Annotated in this window: 14 protein-coding genes; 1 reads left to right on the top strand and 13 read right to left on the bottom strand. The window is 69.9% G+C overall.

The features are described 5' to 3' along the window. Positions 1–32: 32 nt before the first annotated feature. The 8 genes from lpdA to purB form a co-directional block, all read right to left on the bottom strand. Positions 33–1484 carry a dihydrolipoyl dehydrogenase gene (gene lpdA, locus LDO26_RS10690; protein ID WP_232131077.1) on the bottom strand — a complete coding sequence of 484 codons (1452 nt, stop codon included), beginning with the start codon at positions 1482–1484 and terminating at the stop codon, positions 33–35. 133 nt (positions 1485–1617) lie between these two features. Continuing rightward, a complete protein-coding gene (gene sucB, locus LDO26_RS10685) occupies positions 1618–2862 on the bottom strand; it encodes a dihydrolipoyllysine-residue succinyltransferase (RefSeq protein ID WP_232131076.1) in 1245 nt (414 codons plus the stop codon). Between the two features lie 45 nt (positions 2863–2907). Beyond that, positions 2908–5748 carry a 2-oxoglutarate dehydrogenase E1 component gene (locus LDO26_RS10680; RefSeq protein WP_232131075.1) on the bottom strand — a complete coding sequence of 947 codons (2841 nt, stop codon included), beginning with the start codon at positions 5746–5748 and terminating at the stop codon, positions 2908–2910. A 205-nt stretch (positions 5749–5953) separates the two neighbouring features. Then, entirely contained in the window at positions 5954–6868 is a 915-nt protein-coding gene (locus LDO26_RS10675) for a GNAT family N-acetyltransferase (RefSeq protein ID WP_232131074.1), read from the bottom strand. Further along, positions 6865–8070 carry a cupin domain-containing protein gene (locus tag LDO26_RS10670; protein WP_232131073.1) on the bottom strand — a complete coding sequence of 402 codons (1206 nt, stop codon included), beginning with the start codon at positions 8068–8070 and terminating at the stop codon, positions 6865–6867. The genes LDO26_RS10675 and LDO26_RS10670 overlap by 4 nt, the downstream gene beginning before the upstream one ends. Before the next feature lie 141 nt (positions 8071–8211). Then, complete coding sequence (locus LDO26_RS10665) at positions 8212–8613, bottom strand: VOC family protein (protein ID WP_232131072.1); 402 nt, start codon at positions 8611–8613, stop codon at positions 8212–8214. Between the two features lie 34 nt (positions 8614–8647). Next, positions 8648–9223 carry a DUF3060 domain-containing protein gene (locus LDO26_RS10660; RefSeq protein WP_232131071.1) on the bottom strand — a complete coding sequence of 192 codons (576 nt, stop codon included), beginning with the start codon at positions 9221–9223 and terminating at the stop codon, positions 8648–8650. Between the two features lie 256 nt (positions 9224–9479). After that, positions 9480–10862, bottom strand: a complete 1383-nt coding sequence (gene purB, locus LDO26_RS10655) for an adenylosuccinate lyase (protein WP_232131070.1) — start codon at positions 10860–10862, stop codon at positions 9480–9482. 150 nt (positions 10863–11012) lie between these two features. Between purB and LDO26_RS10650 the strand changes: the two genes are divergently transcribed. After that, a complete protein-coding gene (locus LDO26_RS10650; RefSeq protein WP_232131069.1) occupies positions 11013–12419 on the top strand; it encodes a class II fumarate hydratase in 1407 nt (468 codons plus the stop codon). Positions 12420–12531: 112 nt separating this feature from the next. Here the strand turns inward: LDO26_RS10650 and LDO26_RS10645 are convergent, their stop codons facing one another. The 5 genes from LDO26_RS10645 to LDO26_RS10625 all read right to left on the bottom strand — a co-directional run bounded on the left by LDO26_RS10645 (position 12532) and on the right by LDO26_RS10625 (position 16499). Next, positions 12532–13206 carry a YggN family protein gene (locus LDO26_RS10645; RefSeq protein ID WP_232131068.1) on the bottom strand — a complete coding sequence of 225 codons (675 nt, stop codon included), beginning with the start codon at positions 13204–13206 and terminating at the stop codon, positions 12532–12534. Between the two features lie 51 nt (positions 13207–13257). Then, positions 13258–14085, bottom strand: coding sequence for a DUF4097 family beta strand repeat-containing protein (locus tag LDO26_RS10640; protein ID WP_232131104.1), 828 nt, complete (start codon positions 14083–14085; stop codon positions 13258–13260). A gap of 109 nt (positions 14086–14194) precedes the next feature. After that, positions 14195–15256: a hypothetical protein gene (locus LDO26_RS10635; protein WP_232131067.1), complete on the bottom strand. Its 1062-nt coding sequence runs from the start codon at positions 15254–15256 to the stop codon at positions 14195–14197. Then, positions 15253–16131: an ABC transporter ATP-binding protein gene (locus tag LDO26_RS10630; protein WP_232131066.1), complete on the bottom strand. Its 879-nt coding sequence runs from the start codon at positions 16129–16131 to the stop codon at positions 15253–15255. Before LDO26_RS10630 ends, LDO26_RS10635 begins: the two co-directional genes overlap by 4 nt. Further along, a complete protein-coding gene (locus LDO26_RS10625) occupies positions 16128–16499 on the bottom strand; it encodes a GntR family transcriptional regulator (protein WP_232131065.1) in 372 nt (123 codons plus the stop codon). Before LDO26_RS10625 ends, LDO26_RS10630 begins: the two co-directional genes overlap by 4 nt. Positions 16500–16501 lie beyond the last annotated feature (2 nt).

Raw genomic sequence — 16501 nt, 5'->3', positions numbered from 1 at the left:
TGGCCCCTGTCCTCTGGTCCCTGGCCCCGGCTTCAGTTGGCCTTGTGGATCGCCCGCTTCTCCACCGCCATCGCGGCGTCGTGGATCGCTTCCGACAGGGTCGGATGGGCGTGGCAGATGCGGGCGAGGTCGTCGGCCGAGCCCTTGAACTCCATCGCCAGCACGCCTTCGTGGACCAGCTCGGACACGCCCACGCCGACCAGGTGCAGGCCGAGCACGCGGTCGGTTTCCGCATGCGCGATGACCTTGACGAAGCCGGCCGGCTCGCCCATCGCCACGGCACGACCGACCGCCGCGAACGGGAAGCTGCCGGTCTTGTACGGCACGCCTTCGGCCTTGAGCTGCTGCTCGGTCTTGCCGACCCAGGCGATCTCCGGTTCGGTGTAGATGACCCACGGAATGGTGTCGAAGTTGACGTGGCCGGGCAGGCCGGCGATCAGCTCGGCGACCGCGATGCCTTCCTCGAACCCCTTGTGCGCCAGCATCGGGCCGCGCACGCAGTCGCCGATCGCCCAGACGCCGTCGACGCCGGTGTGGCAGTGCGCGTCGACCTCGACCTGGCCGCGCTCGGTCAGCTTCACGCCGGAATCGTCGGCCAGCAGGCCCTTGCTCGCGGCCTTGCGGCCCACGGCGACCAGCAGCTTGTCGACAGCGAAGGACTGCTCGCCGTCCTTGTCGCTGTAGGTGACGACGACTTCCTTCTTCTTGCCCTTGCCGACGACCTCGGTCCTGGAGACCTTGGCGCCGAGCTTGATGTCCAGGCCCTGCTTGCGGAATTCCTTGAGCGCGGTCTTCGCCACTTCGGCGTCGGCGGCGGGCAGGAAGTCGGGCAGCGCCTCGAGGATCGTGACCTCGGCGCCGAGCCGCTTCCACACGCTGCCCAGCTCCAGGCCGATCACGCCGGCGCCGATGACGGCCAGGCGCGCGGGGACCTCGCTGAAGTCCAGCGCGCCGACGTTGTCGACGATCGTATCGCCATCGAACTTCGCGAATGGCAGCTCGATCGAATCCGAGCCGGCGGCGATGATGACGTTGGTGCCGGTCAGCTCGATCTCGCCGCCGTCGTGCCCGCTGTTATCGTGCAACTTCACCTTGACCAGGCGGTTGCCGTGCAGCGTGGCGAAACCGTAATAGGGCGTGACCTTGTTCGCCTTGAACAGCAGCGCGATGCCGCCGGTGAACTGCTTCACGATCTTGTCCTTGCGGCCGATCATGGTGCCGACGTCGATCTTCGCGTCCTTGAACGTGATGCCGTGGTCGCCGAACAGGTGGCCCATGTTCCAGTACTGGCGCGAGGAGTCGAGCAGCGCCTTGGACGGGATGCAGCCCACGCGCAGGCAGGTGCCGCCGAGTGCCGGCTTGCCGTCCTTGCCCAGCGCGGCATCGACGCAGGCGACCTTCATGCCCAGTTGCGCGGCGCGGATCGCGGCGTGGTAGCCGGCAGGACCGGCACCGATGACGACGACGTCGTATTGTTCAGCCATGAGCGAGATGTCCTTTGGCGAGTTCTCTTCTCCCGCACGGGAGAAGGTGGCGCGAAGCGCCGGATGAGGGCCGGGGAGGGCGTGCCCTTCCCCCAGCCCCTCTCCCGCCGGCGGGAGAGGGGCTCGGAAGCCTTTACAGCCCCAGCAGCATGCGGCTGGGATTCTCCAGCTGATTCTTGATGTCGACCAGGAACTGCACCGCGTCCTTGCCGTCGATGATGCGGTGGTCGTAGGACAGCGCGATGTACATCATCGGCGCGGCGACGACCTGGCCGTTCTCGACGATCGCGCGCTCCTTGATCGCGTGCATGCCCAGGATCGCCGACTGCGGCGGGTTGACGATCGGCGTGGACATCAGCGAGCCGAAGGTGCCGCCGTTGGTGATCGTGAACGTGCCGCCCTGCAGGTCGTCGAGGCCCAGCTTGCCGTCGCGCGCCTTCTTCGCGAAATCGGCGATGCCCTGCTCGATGTCGGCGAACGACTGGCGCTCGACGTTGCGCAGCACCGGGGTCACCAGGCCGCGGTCGGTGGAGATGGCCACCGAGATGTCGGCGTAGCCGTGGTAGATGATGTCCTCGCCGTCGACCGAGGCGTTGACCACCGGGTAGCGGGCCAGCGCGTTGGCGGCGGCCTTGGCGAAGAAGCTCATGAAGCCGAGCTTGATGCCGTTCTCCTTCTGGAACTGCTCGCCCAGCTCCTTGCGCAGCGCCATCACCTTGCCCAGGTTGACCTCGTTGAACGAGGTCAGCATGGCGATCGATTCCTTCGACTGCATCAGGCGCTCGGCGATGCGCTTGCGGATGCGGGTCATCGGCACGCGCTCCTCGGGACGCGCGCCACCGGACACGCCCGGGGTCTTGCCCGAGGCGTAGTTGATCAGGTCTTCCTTGGTCACCGCGCCGCGACGGCCGGTGCCTTCGACCTGCGACGGGTCGATGCCTTCCTTCTCGGCGGTGAAGCGCGCGCCGGGCGGCAGCTGCGAGGTCGCCGAGGCGGACGACACCGACTGCGGCTTGGTCGAGGCCGGGGCCGCGGCGTCGGCCTTCTTCGCCTCGGGCTTGGACTGCACTTCCTCGGCGCCCGCGGCCGGGGCTTCCTTGGTCTTGTCGCCGGATTCGGCGGCCGGCGCGGCCGCGGCGGCGCCTTCCTCGATGATGGCGATGACCTGCTGGCTGTTGACGGTCGCGCCTTCCTCGAACTTGATCTCCTTGATCACGCCGTCGACGGTGGACGGCACTTCGAGCACGACCTTGTCGGTCTCGAGATCGACGATGTTCTCGTCGCGGGCGACGGCGTCGCCGACCTTCTTGTGCCAGGTGGCGATGGTCGCGTCGGAGACGGATTCGGGCAGGACCGGGACTTTGATTTCAGTGGCCATCTTGGCTTCCTGGGAAAAGCAGTGGAATGTGGATTTGGCGCGGGATTACTCGGCGAAGACCTTGCCGCCGAGCGGGTTGACCAGGGCATCGGCGACCAGTTGCTGCTGTTCCACCACGTGGTCGTTGAAATGACCGACGGCGGGCGAGGGCGAGCGGGCGCGACCGGCGTAATGCAGGCGCTGGTCGGCGCCGCTGCAGAACTCCAGGTGATGCTTGATCTGGTACCACGCGCCCTGGTTCTGCGGTTCCTCCTGGCACCAGACGATGTCGGTGGCCTTGGCGTAGCGCTTGAACTCGGCGGCCAGCAGCTCGCGCGGGAACGGGTACAGCTGCTCGACGCGCAGGATCGCCACCGAGTCCAGCTCCTGCTTGCGGGCCTCCTCCAGCAGGTCGTAGTAGACCTTGCCCGAGCAGGCGACGATGCGCTTGACCTTGGCCGGATCGGCATCGGTATCGGGGAGCAGGTGCTGGAACTCGCCGTCGGCCAGTTCCTCCAGCGTCGACACCGCCAGCTTGTGGCGCAGCAGCGACTTGGGCGTCATCACCACCAGCGGCTTACGCGTGCTCATGCACAGCTGGCGGCGGATCATATGGAAGGCCTGCGCCGGCGTGGTCGGCACGCAGACCATCATGTTCTCGAGTGCGCACAGCTGCAGGAAGCGCTCCAGGCGCGCGGAGCTGTGCTCCGGGCCCTGACCCTCGTAGCCGTGCGGCAGGAACAGCGCCAGGCCGCACAGGCGCTCCCACTTGGCCTCGCCCGACGACAGGAACTGGTCGATGACGACCTGGGCGCCATTGGCGAAATCGCCGAACTGGGCTTCCCAGATGCACAGCGTGCCGGGCTCGGACGTCGAGTAGCCGTACTCGAACGCCATCACCGCCTCCTCGCTGAGCAGCGAGTCGATGATGGTCGCGTCCTCGGGGTCCTGCACCAGTTGCTGCAGCGGGATGTAGTCGTTGCCGGTCTTCTGGTCGTGCAGCACCGCGTGGCGGTGGAAGAACGTGCCGCGTCCGCTGTCCTGGCCGACCAGGCGCAGGCGGTTGCCGGCATCGAGCAGGGTCGCGTAGGCGAGGTTCTCGGCGAAGCCCCAGTCGCCCGGCAGCTCGCCGGCCGTCATCTTGCGGCGGTCCTCGTAGATCTTGGCGACGCGCGGATGCAGCACCACCTCGTCGGGAACCGTGTTGATCTTCCTGGCCAGCGCGGTCAGCTTCTCCAGCGACACGCTGGTGTCGAGGTTGTCGCTGAGGCGGCCGGCGAGGTAGGGATCCCAGTCGATGGTCAGGTCGTAGTCCGCGGCGCGGCCCTTCGCCAGCTCGGTCGTGACTTCGCCCGCGTCGAGCTTGTCGCGGTAGCGGTCGACGATCGCCTTGGCGTCGGCGGCGCTCAGCACGCCCTCCTGCTCGAGCTGGTCGGTGTAGAGCTCGCGCGGGGTCTTGTGCTTGCGGATCACCTGGTACATCAGCGGCTGCGTCGCCGCCGGCTCGTCGGCCTCGTTGTGGCCGTGGCGGCGGTAGCAGACCAGGTCGATGACCACGTCCTTGCCGAACTGCTGGCGGAAGTCGTAGGCCAGCTCGGCGCAGAACACCACGGCCTCCGGGTGGTCGGCGTTGACGTGCAGCACCGGCGCGCCGACCATCTTGGCCACGTCGGTGCAGTACAGCGTCGAGCGCGCGTCCTGGCGGTCGCTGGTGGTGAAGCCGACCTGGTTGTTGACGACGATGTGGACCGTGCCGCCGACCGCGAAACCGCGCGCCTGCGACATCTGGAACAGTTCCATGTTGACGCCCTGGCCGGCGATCGCCGCGTCGCCGTGCAGCAGCACCGGCAGCACGATCTTGCGTTCGCGGTCGCGGCGGCGGTGCTGGCGCGAGCGCACGCTGCCGGCCACCACCGGGTTGACGATCTCCAGGTGCGAGGGGTTGAACGCCAGTGCCAGGTGCACCGCGCCGCCCGGCGTGGCCAGGTCGGCGGAGAAGCCCATGTGGTACTTCACGTCGCCGGTATGGGCGCGGTCGTCGGCGCTGTGGTCGAACTTGCCTTCGAACTCGTCGAACAGCTTGCGCGGGTTCTTGCCCAGGGTGTTGACCAGCACGTTGAGGCGGCCGCGGTGGGCCATGCCCATGACGATGTCCTTGACGCCGTCCTTGCCGGCGCGCTGGATCAGGTCGTCGAGCAGCGGGATCAGCGCGTCGCCGCCTTCCAGCGAGAAGCGCTTCTGGCCGACGTACTTGGTGTGCAGGTAGCGCTCCAGGCCCTCGGCCGCGGTCAGGCGTTCGAGGATGCGCTTCTTCTCCTCCGGGCTGCGCGCGAAGCGGCCGCCGGCCGCCTCGAGGCGCCGGTAGAGCCAGTTGCGCTGCTCGAAGTCGGGGATGTGCATGAACTCGGCGCCGATCGGCCCGGCATAGGTGGCCTTGAGCAGCGCCAGCAGGTCGCGCAGCTTCATCCGCGGCTGGCCGGCCACGCCGCCGGTGCTGAACTCGTCGTCGAGGTCGGCCTCGGTCAGGTGGTGGAACGGCAGCCCCAGGTCCGGCGGATTGATCGGCGGGGTCAGGCCCAGCGGGTCGAGCTGCGCGCCCAGGTGCCCGCGCGAGCGGTAGGCCGTGATCAGGCGGCCGACATGGCGCTCACGCTCGTCGCCTGTCGCGCTGCCGGCGCCCGGCGCGTTGCCGCGCGCGGCCAGCCTGCCGGCTTCGGCAACCTCGGCGATGACCGCCGAATGGGGGACGTCGCCGGCTTCGCGGCCATGAAACGTGTCGAACCACTGCTTCCACTTCGTCCCGACGCTGTCGGGCTCCACCAGATACTGCTCGTAGAGATCTTCGATGTAGGCGGCATTGGCGCCGAACTGGGAGGACTGCGCAAACTGCTTCAGGAGACTGTCCACGTCTGGCGATTCGGGCTCTTTGGGAAGGGGCGGGGCCTGACCCGGCGCGCATGTCCGTGCGCACCGGAGCGGGCGGCGTTGTGGCCGGACAGTATACGCGCAGCGTCCGCCGCGGTGCACCATCGATGGTCGTATCGACAGCGGCAATGCAGGTCCGGACGCCGCGCCGCGAGCGGCGGCAGGGCGCGGATGCGGCGGTGTTCCGCTAGATGCCGAGCGCGCGGAACTCGGTGCAGGGACGTGAACGCTCCCAGACCGGCGCGAACTGCATGGCCAGCTGGCGGGCCTGTCCCGGCTGCCGGGTCGCGGCCTCGCCGTCGAAGCGGTGGCCGAGGGCACGGACCAGGAAACCGCCGTTGTCGTTGACCAGGAAGGCACCGGCGAAGCTGCGGTCGACGGCATCGTCGACGGCGCGGAACGCGAATGCGCTGGGCAGGCGCTGGGCCAGCGCGAGCAGCGGCGCATGCTCGCGTTGCGGGGCCGAGGCGTCCTGCAGCAGCACCTGCACAACGCCGCCGCGACCGGCGGTGGCGAATCGGCGGAACGCGCGCAACACCTCCGGACGGTCGAACAGGCCGGGGTCGAGGTCGCGGCTGCGCAGCCACAGGTGGCGGCGCGCGGACTGGACCAGGGTCACGCTGACGTCGATCGCCGCGTCGAGGTCGTCGACCGCGAAACCGGCGCCATCGACGCGGCGCATGGCGCGGTGCGCGATGCCGGCCTCGTCGAACACCGGGCCATGCGCGACGAAGCCGTGCCGGGCATACAGATCCATCGCCGCCAGCTGCGCGTGCAGCGTCGTGGTGCGCAGGGCGGCCGCGTCCGCCAGTTCCAGCAACGCCCGCAGCAGCGCGTCGCCGACGCCGCGGCCGCGCCAGCCGGCCAGTACCGCGAGGCGGCCGATGCGGCCGTCGGGGCCGAGCCGACCGGTGCCGATCGCGCGTCCGTCGGCGTCGCGGGCGATCACGTGCCGGCTCAGCGTGTCGAGCGCGTCGCGTTCCAGCGCCGGCGGCACCTGCTGCTCCCCGACGAACACCGTGCTCCGGACCGCGTAGGCGGCCGCCAGGGCGTCGGCGTCGTCGACCGTCGCGACGCTGAAGCCGGCGCCCGGGGCGCTCATGCGTCGTCGTCCGCCAGCAGCGAGTAGTGGCCCTGGGCCAGCAGTTCCAGCAGCGCATCGCGGCCGGCCTCGGACAGCGCCGCATAGGTGCCGCCGTCGATCCGCGCAGCGGCGGCCAGGGTGCGCGCGTCGCGGACCGGCAGGGCGAGATCCGCGCCGGCGACGAACAGCCGCGCCCCCCTGGCCGCGCGCCGCCAGGCCATGCGCGAGAACGGATTGCGCTGCAGCACGGCCTGGCCCTGCGACAGCAGCCATTCCAGTTCGATCCTTGGCGGCGGCGGGTCGCCGGGCATGACCTGGTGGGCATTGCGATAGCCGGTGATGAAGCGCCCGAACCAGTCGCCGAGGCGGTCGGGATCGTTCATGCGCATGACGTTCAGCGCCTCGACCACACGCGCCATCGCGTCGGCGTCGATCTCGTTGGGATCCTTCGGGACCGTGAGGGTCTCGTCGTGATAGCGGATCGAGTCGTCGGCCTCCGCCGCCAGGGTGTCGATGTAGTCGCCCATCAGTTCGGCGGCCGAGGGCGCGCGCATGCCGACCGAGAAGGTCAGGCAGGGATCCTCGGCGACGCCGTGGTGCGGCACCATCGGCGGCAGGTACAGCATGTCGCCGGGCCCCAGCACCCAGTCGTGGGTCGGGGTGAAGGCGCGCAGCAGCTTCAGCTCGACGTCGTCGCGGAAGTCCTGCGGCGGCAGCCCGCGGCCCATCGCCTGCGAGGCGTCGATCTGCCAGCGCCGATGGCCCAGGCCCTGCAGCAGGAACACGTCGTACTGGTCGACATGCGCGCCGACCGAGCCGCCGGTCGCGGCGAAACTGACCATGACGTCGTCGATGCGCCAGCGCGGCAGGAACGCGAAATGCGGCAGCAGCGCGGCGACGTCGGCATCCCATTTGTCGACGTCCTGCACCAGCAGGGTCCAGTCGTGGTCGCCGAGGCCCGGGAACAGCGCTTCCTCGAAGGGGCCGTTGTCGACCGTCCAGCCGTCGCGGGCGCGGTCGTGGCGGATCAGGCGGGCGAGGGCGAATTCCTCGCAGGCCAGCCCGGCCAGGTCCTCGGGCTGCAGCGGCGCCTGGAAGCCGGGAAAGGCATCGCGGATCAGCAGCGGGCGCTTCTGCCAGTAGTCGCGCAGGAATTCGGCGGGCGGCATGCCGAGCGGTCCGCGGCCGCCGGCGTCGATTTCGAAGGGGAGTGTGCTCATGCGCGCAAGCCTAAAGGATCGGCATGGCGCCCGCACCGCCGGCCCGCGGCGGCGGCGCGGTCCGGTACCCGGACAGGCACCCGGCACGTGTCGCATGGCGGCGTCGCAGCCGCCTCCGGCCGCCGGGCGCAGGCGGAATTCTCATCCGTCCGCGATGGCGTCGTAGCCGAGGGCGTTGAAGGCGATCAGGCACCAGCCGTGGCCGAACGGGTCGGCCAGCTGCACGATCCGGCCGTAGGGCGCGTCGCGGATGTCGCCTTCCTGGGCGGCGCCGGCGGCGCGTGCGCGCGCCAGTGCCGCGTCGAGGTCGTCGACCACGACATCGACGTGCAGCGGCGTCCAGTGGCGCCGGTAGTCGCGCACTGCGGCGCCGGCGGCGATGCTGCCCGGCGGGTTGCACAGCAGGTACAGCGGCACCTCGGCGCCCAGCAGCTCGACGACCGAATCCCCGAGCCGGCGGCCGGGGGCGAGTCCGAACGCGTCGACGTAGAAGCGGCAGGCGGCGTCGAGGTCGTCGACGTCGATGTTCAGCAGCAGGCGCATGGCGTCGGGTCGTCCGCTGTGTGCGGGCCACGGCCTACAGCACGCGGTTGCCGCGACCGTTGTCCTCGACCGGCGGCGTGTTGTCGGGATTGATCAGGTTGCCGGTGCCGGTGAACTCGACCGAGTCGACGTGGCGCGCGAGCACGCTGTTGCTGTCGCCGGCGATGCGCACGTTGCCGGCCTCGGTCAGGTTCAGGGTGTTGTCGCGGCCACCGACCTCGACGTCGCCGACTTTCGTATTGAGCACGGTGACGTGGTTGCCCTCGACATGCAGCGATGCCGCGCTGGCGACGTTCAGGGTGCCGTTGGACGCGGTGACGACGACCGCGCCGCAGTCGCCGTCGAGCACGATGCGGAAATCGTCGCGGGTGATGCGCACGTCGTTGCCGGTGCACAGCGCGCCGCTGGCGGGATCCACCAGTTCGCCGCCGGTCGTCGCCGACAGCACCTGGCGGCCGGCTTCGGCCGGGTCGGTCGAGGCCGACCCGCGCTGGCTGTCGCCGTCGGTCCCGCAGGCGGCCAGCGCCGACGCCAGCAGGCATGCCGGAAGCAGGTGCAGCGGGGCAAGGGGATGCGATCCTGCCTGTTGACGCTTGGCGACTTGCGGCATGGCGGGGACTCCGGACGACTTGCGGCAAGCCTGCCCGAGCCCGCGTGGAGATGGTGTCGCAATGATCGGAACGCATGCCTGCGAGCTGCGCCGCCCGTCGTGGCGGCGCGCTTGCGGTGATTTCCGGTCGACGTCGTTCCCGCGCAGGCGGGAATCCGGTGGTTTGCAGGCGATCCGGACGAAAGACGCCGGGTTCCCGCCTGCGCGGGAACGACGGGTCCGAAAGGGAACCGCGAGACAGCCGCCGTGGCGCGGCTCAGACTTCCCGCGCCAGCCGTTCGGCCAGGCCGATGTAGCTGCCCGGGACCAGCGCCCGCAGCCGCGCCTTGTCGGCATCGGGCAGGTCGAGGCCGTCGACGAACGCCTGCATCGACGCCGCGGTGATGCCCTGGCCGCGGGTCAGCGCCTTCAGCTGCTCGTAGGGATTGGGCAGGCCGTGGCGGCGCATCACCGTCTGCACGGCCTCGGCCAGCACTTCCCACGACGCGTCGAGATCGGCGGCCAGGCGCTCGGGGTTGGTGCTGAGCTTGCCCAGTCCGCGCTGCAGCGCGTCCAGCGCGACCAGGGTGTGGCCGAACGCGGTGCCGAGCGCGCGCAGCACCGTCGAGTCGGTCAGGTCGCGCTGCCAGCGGCTGACCGGCAGCTTCGCGGCGAAGTGCTCGAACAGCGCATTGGCGATGCCGAAATTGCCTTCGGCGTTCTCGAAATCGATCGGGTTGACCTTGTGCGGCATCGTCGAGCTGCCGACCTCGCCTTCCTTCAGCGCCTGCCTGAAATAGCCCAGCGAGATGTAACCCCAGACGTCGCGGCACAGGTCGATGCCGATGGTGTTGATGCGCTTGTGCACGTCGCTGATCTCGGCGACGCAGTCGTGCGGTTCGATCTGGGTGGTGAAGGGATTGAACTCGATCCCCAGCGATTCGACGAAGCGCTGCGCGAACGCCGGCCAGTCGACGTCGGGGTAGGCCACGACGTGCGCGTTGTAGTTGCCGACCGCGCCGTTGATCTTGCCGGTCAGCGCCACGCTGCCGAGCGCCTCGCCCTGGCGCTGCAGGCGCGCGACGACATTGGCGATCTCCTTGCCGACCGTCGTCGGCGAGGCGGTCTGGCCGTGCGTGCGCGACAGCAACGGCTGCGCCGCATGCGCGTGGGCCATCGCGCGCAGCGTCCGGATCAGGGTGTCGAGCGCCGGCAGCAGCACGGTCTGCCGCGCCTCGGCCAGCATCAGCGCGTAGGACAGGTTGTTGATGTCCTCGCTGGTGCAGGCGAAATGCACGAACTCCAGCGCCGGCGCCAGCGCCACGTCGTCGCGCAGCCGTTCCTTGATGAAGTACTCGACCGCCTTGACGTCGTGGTTGGTGGTGCGTTCGATGGCCTTGACCCGGGCCGCGTCGGCGACCGAAAAGCTGTCGGCGAGCGCCCGCAGGCGCGTGCGCGAGGCGTCGTCGAAGGCCGGCAGTTCCGGGATCCCGGGCTCGTCGGCCAGCGCGATCAGCCACTCGATCTCGACCTTCATCCGCGCGTGGATCAGCCCGTACTCGGAGAAGATCGGGCGCAGCGCATCGACCTTCGAGGCATAGCGGCCGTCGAGCGGGGACAGCGCGAGCAGGGCGGCTTCGATCTTCGGAGCGTCGGTCATGGCGGGATTCGGGCGCGGCGGGCGAAGCGATCATTTTAGCGCCTGCGCCCGCGGCGTGCCGCCCCCCGTGCACGAGCGCTCGCGTATCCTGAGCGGGCCCGCCAGCGATGTCGCCAGCCTCCCATCGCATTCCCCTGGAGCCGAAACAAGATGAGCAAACCCGCGCAAGACGCTTTCCGTACCGAACACGACAGCATGGGCGAACTGCAGGTCCCCGCCGACGCCCTGTGGGGCGCGCAGACCCAGCGCGCGGTGCAGAACTTCCCGGTCTCCGGCCAGCCGATGCCGCGCGGCTTCATCCGTGCGCTGGGGCTGATCAAGGCCGCCGCCGCCGAGGTCAACGCGGACCTCGGCTTGCTGTCGGCAACCGGCGGCAAGGCCATCCGCAGCGCCGCGCTGAAGGTCGCCGACGGCGACTACGACGCCCAGTTCCCGGTCGACATCTACCAGACCGGCTCGGGCACCTCGTCGAACATGAACGCCAACGAGGTCATCGCGACGCTGGCCTCGACCGCGACCCGCAAGGTCCATCCCAACGACCACGTGAACCTGGGCCAGAGTTCCAACGACGTGGTGCCGACCGCGATCCGGGTCTCGGCGCAGCTGGCCGTCGTCGAGGACCTGCTGCCGGCGCTCAAGCACCTGCGCCGCACGATCGACAGGCGCGGCAAGTCGCTGGCCAAGGTGGTCAAGACCGGTCGCACCCACCTGATGGACGCGATGCCGCTGACCTTCGCGCAGGAGTTCGGCGCGTGGTCGTCGCAGCTCGCCTCGGCCGAGGCGCGGCTGACCGATACGCTCAAGCGGCTGCGCCGGCTGCCGATCGGCGGCACCGCGATCGGCACCGGCATCAACGCCCATCCGCAGTTCGGGAAGAAGGTCAGCCGGGCGCTGTCGACGCTGACCCGCAGCACCTTCGAGTCGGCGACCGACAGGTTCGAGGGCATCGCCACCCAGGACGACGCGGTGGAGCTGTCGGGCCAGCTCAACGCACTGGCGGTCGCCCTGATCAAGATCGCCAACGACCTGCGCTGGATGAACTCAGGGCCGCTCGGCGGGCTGGGCGAGATCGAACTGCCGGCGCTGCAGCCGGGCAGCTCGATCATGCCGGGCAAGGTCAACCCGGTGATTCCGGAGGCGACGGTGATGGCCGCCGCGCAGGTCATCGGCCATCACGCCGCGATCACCGTGGCCGGTCAGACCGGCAACTTCCAGCTCAACGTCGCGCTGCCGCTGATCGCGGCCAACCTGCTGGATTCGATCAAGCTGCTGTCGAACGTGTCGCGGCTGCTGGCCGACAGCGCGATCGCCGGGCTCAAGGTCCGCCGCGACAACGTCGAGGCGGCGCTGGCGCGCAACCCGATCCTGGTGACCGCGCTGAATCCGATCATCGGCTACGAGAAGGCCGCCGCGATCGCCAAGCGGGCCTACAAGGAGAACCGCCCGGTGCTGGATGTCGCGCTGGAGGACAGCGGGCTCGACGCGGCGGCGCTGCAGAAGCTGCTCGACCCGGCCGCGCTGACCCAGGGCGGCATCCACGGCGGCAGCGGCGGCTGATCGCGGGCCCGACATTCGCGCGTTGACGGGGGCGGCGGGTCGAGACCCGCCCCAGCGTGCCCGGGCTGCCTCGTCGCAGGTCGGGCCGTGGCCCGACAGGAGGGATGCGACGCTATTCGGCTGCGGTTTCCGCAGCGGCGTCCGCTTCCGCGGCGGGGTTCCAGCCATCGCGACCGACCGCGCGGGCGACGCTGCGGTCGCTGCCGCATTCGTCGACGTCGCTGTCGTCGATTTCCGCATACGGCGCGAATGCCGGCAGTGCGGCCGACAGCCGGTCCTGCGCCTGCTTCACCGCGGCGACGTTGTCGCAGATCGCCAGTGCCTGCTGCTTGAAGCGCTCGGCCTCGGCTTCGATCTTCGCCTGGGTATCGGCATTGTCGCCGGAGAACGCGCCGCGCAACGCCGCGGCCGCGGTGCTGACCCCGAATGCGGCGCCCTGCTTGCCGATCTCCACGCCCTTGCGGGCGACGCCGTCGATCTCGCCGCGATAGGCCAGCACCAGTGCGCGCTGTTCGGCGCTGAGGTCGAGCGGTTTGCCGTCGACGATGAAGTCGCCGGCCGCGGTGACCTTGACCCTGGGGTGGCCGGCCGCGCTGAGGGTGATGTCCCTGTCGCCGAGCAGCGAGCCGGAGGCATCGGCCTGCAGGTCGAGGACATCCTCGCCACCGTCGACCTGGACCAGCGGTTCGGGCGCGCGGCTGCAGGCGGCGGACAGCAGCGCGGCGCCGGCCAGCAGTGCGACGGCGGCGGCACGGGCAGGGGTAGCAACGGGGGTTCGACGGCGCATGGCGGGCTCCAGGCTGTGGCGGATGTGGCCGGGGAAAACGCGGGGCGGGGCTCAGCGCCGGCGCGGCAGGGTCACGGCGCCGCGGACGTCGCGGTGCGAGATGTCGCCGCTGCCCTTGCTGCCGACCTCGAAGTCGCCGGCGACGCCGCGGACATCGAGGTCGCCCGAGCCGATCGAGTCGACACGCACGCTGCCACCGACGTCACGCACGTCGATGTCGCCCGAGCCGAGGCTGCCGACGCGCACGTCGCCGCCGACCTTCTGCAGCTCCAGGTCGCCGGAGCCGACGCTGCCGACCTCGACCGCGCCGCGCACGTTGCGCGCATCGATGTCGCCGGAGCCGATCGACAGCACCTTCAGCGTGCCGACGTCGTCGAGCTTGATGTCGCCCGATCCCACCTTCGCGGTGACGCGGCCGGCGACGCGGCGCAGCTCGGCGTCGCCGGAGCCGACATCGGCGCTGGCCGCCGATACCCCGGTCACCCAGGCATCGCCGGAGCCGACGACCGCCTGCACCAGCACGTCCGCCGGCACCTGGCCGGCCAGGTCCAGGTACGCGTAGTTGTTGCCGAACCAGCCGCTGCCGGAGGACTCGCGCCGCAGGCTCACGGTCAGGGTGTCGCCGGACTTGCGCTGCTCGAGCACGAGACTGCGCAGCTGGGTGTCCGACGACGCACAGGCGCGGCCGCGCAGGGTGGCGTCCGGCGAGGCCGCGCCATCGATGCGCAGCTTGCTGTTGCCGATCTCGAAGCGCACGGTACGCACGCCCGCGAGGTCGAGCGCGAGGTCGCGCGGTTCGCTGTTGCGGCACTGCGGCCCGTCGGCCAGGGCGGCCAGCGGCGCGGCGAGCAGCGCGGCCAAGAGCAGGGCGGCGGGCAGGCGGGAAGAGCGGTGCGGGAGGCGGGGCAGTCGGCGCATGGTGTGGATTCCTGTAGGCAGGGAGGTCGGACGGATCGGACGACCGGTGTCGGGAAGGCGTGGATTGCGGTCAGCCTTCCTCGCGCCAGCGGCGCAGGCGGATGGCCAGGAAGATCATCAGCGCGCCGCCGGCGATGCCGATCCACATCGCCGGCGTGGCGAAGTTGGAGTAGACCCCGGCGAAGCTCAGCAGGTCGGTGACGTCGCCGCCCTGCATCGCCGAGCGCTGCACGTAGGACAGGTCGGCGCCGGTCATCGGCACCGTGCCCAGCAGCAGCCGTGCGATCACGTTGCCCCACAGCCAGTGGCGGTCGAGGCCGGCCAGCTGCAGCAGGCCGGTCATCGACGCCGCCACGCCGAAGGCGACCGGGATCAGCACCGCCCACAGAAACGGCTTGGACTTCGCCCAGGCCGAGCACAGCAGCAGCCAGCCGACCGTCGGCAATGCCCACGCCGCGTACACCGGGATCGCGGCCAGGTACTGCGCGGCCAGCAGGAACGCGGTGCCGTTGCCCCACAGCAGCGGCAGCGGATTGGCGCCGTGCGCGGCCGCCGCGATGCTCAGCGCGACGAGGAACAGCAGCATCGTGACGATCGCGATCAGCGTGGCGAGCAGCGGGATCACCAGCGTCGCGGTGACCACCTTCGACAGCACCGTGGCGCTGTCGGAGATCGGCAGCGACTTCCAGAACAGCACACTGCGGTCCTTGCGGTCGTCGTACAGCGCGCCCAGGCAGTAGAAGAACGCGACGAAGATCATGACCATGAACGGCCAGCTCGAGGCCATCAGCAAGGTCACATACAGACCGTCGGCGAGCTGGCGCATGTCCTCGCGGCTGAGCTGGGCGGCCAGCGCGCCGAGATCCAGCCCGTTGATGGTCACGCCGTTGCTGGCCATCAGGACCGTGTTGCCGTCCGCGGCCGACCTGTGGGCGAAGACGATGGCCACCACCAGCAGGCCCAGCGACAGCAGCAGCGAGATGCCGCCGGCGATCAGCGGCGCCCAGAAGATCCCGCCCCTGTGTTCCCAGTACTCGCGTCGCAGCAGCAGGCGGAACCGGTGCGTGGCATGGGCCGGCGTGCCGGTGCGGACCGGGGCGGGCGTTGCAATGCGGTCGGCGGTCGCGTTCATGCGTAGGCTCCTTTCATCGTGGCCACGAACAGGTCGGCCAGGCCCGGCGTGCGGGTCTCGCCGTACGCCGACAGGGTGGAGGCGGGGACGTTGTCGAACAGCATCACGGTCTTGCCGAACGGCAGCGCGCGCTCGTCGATCGGACGGTGCGCGCGGGCCGCGTCGAGCCGGTCGGCATTGACCAGCACCTCGACGAAGCGCTCGCCGACGTCGTCCATCGGCGCATCCAGCACGATCTTCCCGTTCTGGATGAACAGCACGTCGGTGAGGATGTGCTCGATCTCCTCGACCTGGTGGGTGGTGACGATGATCGTCTTCTGCTCGTCGAAGTAGTCCTCCAGCAGGCGCTGGTAGAACTGCTTGCGGTAGAGGATGTCCAGGCCGAGGGTGGGCTCGTCGAGCACCAGCAGCTTCGCGTCGATCGCCATCACCAGCGCCAGGTGCAGCTGCACGATCATGCCCTTGGACATCTCGCGCACGCGCTGCTTCGGCGACAGCTTGGTGTTGGCCAGGAAGCGTTCGCAGCGCGCGCGGTCGAAGCGCGGATGCACGCCCTCGACGAAGTCGATCGCGTCGCGGACCCGGATCCAGCGCGGCAGCACGGCGACGTCGGCGATGAAGCAGACGTCGTTCATCAGCGCGTCGCGCTCGGTACGCGGGTCGCGGCCGAGCACCGACAGTTCGCCGTCGAAGCGGATCAGGCCCAGCAGCGCCTTCAGCGCCGTGGTCTTGCCCGCGCCGTTGGGGCCGATCAGGCCGACGATGCGGCCGGCCGGGATCTCGAAGCTGGCGCCGTCGAGGGCCTGCGTACCCTTGTAGGTCTTGCGCAGGTTGCGGGCGACGACGACCGGGGACGAATCGGGGACGGCGTTCATTCTTTTGCTCCATGGCCGATGGACTGCAGCAGGTCCCGGGCCGACAGTCCCAGGCGTTCGATACGTTCGACCACCTGCGGCCACTCGTCCTGCAGGAAACGCTCGCGCTCGCTGGTGCGCAGTTTCTTCGAGGCTTCCTCGGTGACGAACATGCCCAGGCCGCGACGCTTCTCGACGAGGGCCTCGTCGGCCAGCTCCTGGTAGGCGCGCGAGACGGTGATCGGGTTGAGCTGGTAGTCGGCCGCGACCTGGCGCACCGACGGCAGCGCGTCGCCGGGCTTGAGCACGCCGTCGAGCATCATCGCGATGACGCGCTCCTTCAGCTGCCTGTAGATCGGAGCGCCGTCGCTCCATTCGATATTGGCCATGG

The sequence above is a fragment of the Proluteimonas luteida genome (assembly GCF_021191695.1).
Classification (GTDB): Bacteria; Pseudomonadota; Gammaproteobacteria; order Xanthomonadales; family Xanthomonadaceae; genus Luteimonas; species Luteimonas luteida.
This window is presented reverse-complemented; position numbering and strand designations above follow the sequence as displayed.

Bases quoted from the DNA above. Each gene is read 5' to 3' on its own strand.
- LDO26_RS10645 (WP_232131068.1), bottom strand. From the start codon at position 13,206: ATGCGCCGTCGAACCCCCGTTGCTACCCCTGCCCGTGCCGCCGCCGTC.
- LDO26_RS10675 (WP_232131074.1), bottom strand. From the start codon at position 6,868: ATGAGCGCCCCGGGCGCCGGCTTCAGCGTCGCGACGGTCGACGACGCC.
- LDO26_RS10630 (WP_232131066.1), bottom strand. From the start codon at position 16,131: ATGAACGCCGTCCCCGATTCGTCCCCGGTCGTCGTCGCCCGCAACCTG.
- purB (WP_232131070.1), bottom strand. From the start codon at position 10,862: ATGACCGACGCTCCGAAGATCGAAGCCGCCCTGCTCGCGCTGTCCCCG.
- lpdA (WP_232131077.1), bottom strand. From the start codon at position 1,484: ATGGCTGAACAATACGACGTCGTCGTCATCGGTGCCGGTCCTGCCGGC.
- LDO26_RS10635 (WP_232131067.1), bottom strand. From the start codon at position 15,256: ATGAACGCGACCGCCGACCGCATTGCAACGCCCGCCCCGGTCCGCACC.
- LDO26_RS10665 (WP_232131072.1), bottom strand. From the start codon at position 8,613: ATGCGCCTGCTGCTGAACATCGACGTCGACGACCTCGACGCCGCCTGC.
- LDO26_RS10660 (WP_232131071.1), bottom strand. From the start codon at position 9,223: ATGCCGCAAGTCGCCAAGCGTCAACAGGCAGGATCGCATCCCCTTGCC.
- LDO26_RS10670 (WP_232131073.1), bottom strand. From the start codon at position 8,070: ATGAGCACACTCCCCTTCGAAATCGACGCCGGCGGCCGCGGACCGCTC.
- LDO26_RS10625 (WP_232131065.1), bottom strand. From the start codon at position 16,499: ATGGCCAATATCGAATGGAGCGACGGCGCTCCGATCTACAGGCAGCTG.
- LDO26_RS10650 (WP_232131069.1), top strand. From the start codon at position 11,013: ATGAGCAAACCCGCGCAAGACGCTTTCCGTACCGAACACGACAGCATG.
- sucB (WP_232131076.1), bottom strand. From the start codon at position 2,862: ATGGCCACTGAAATCAAAGTCCCGGTCCTGCCCGAATCCGTCTCCGAC.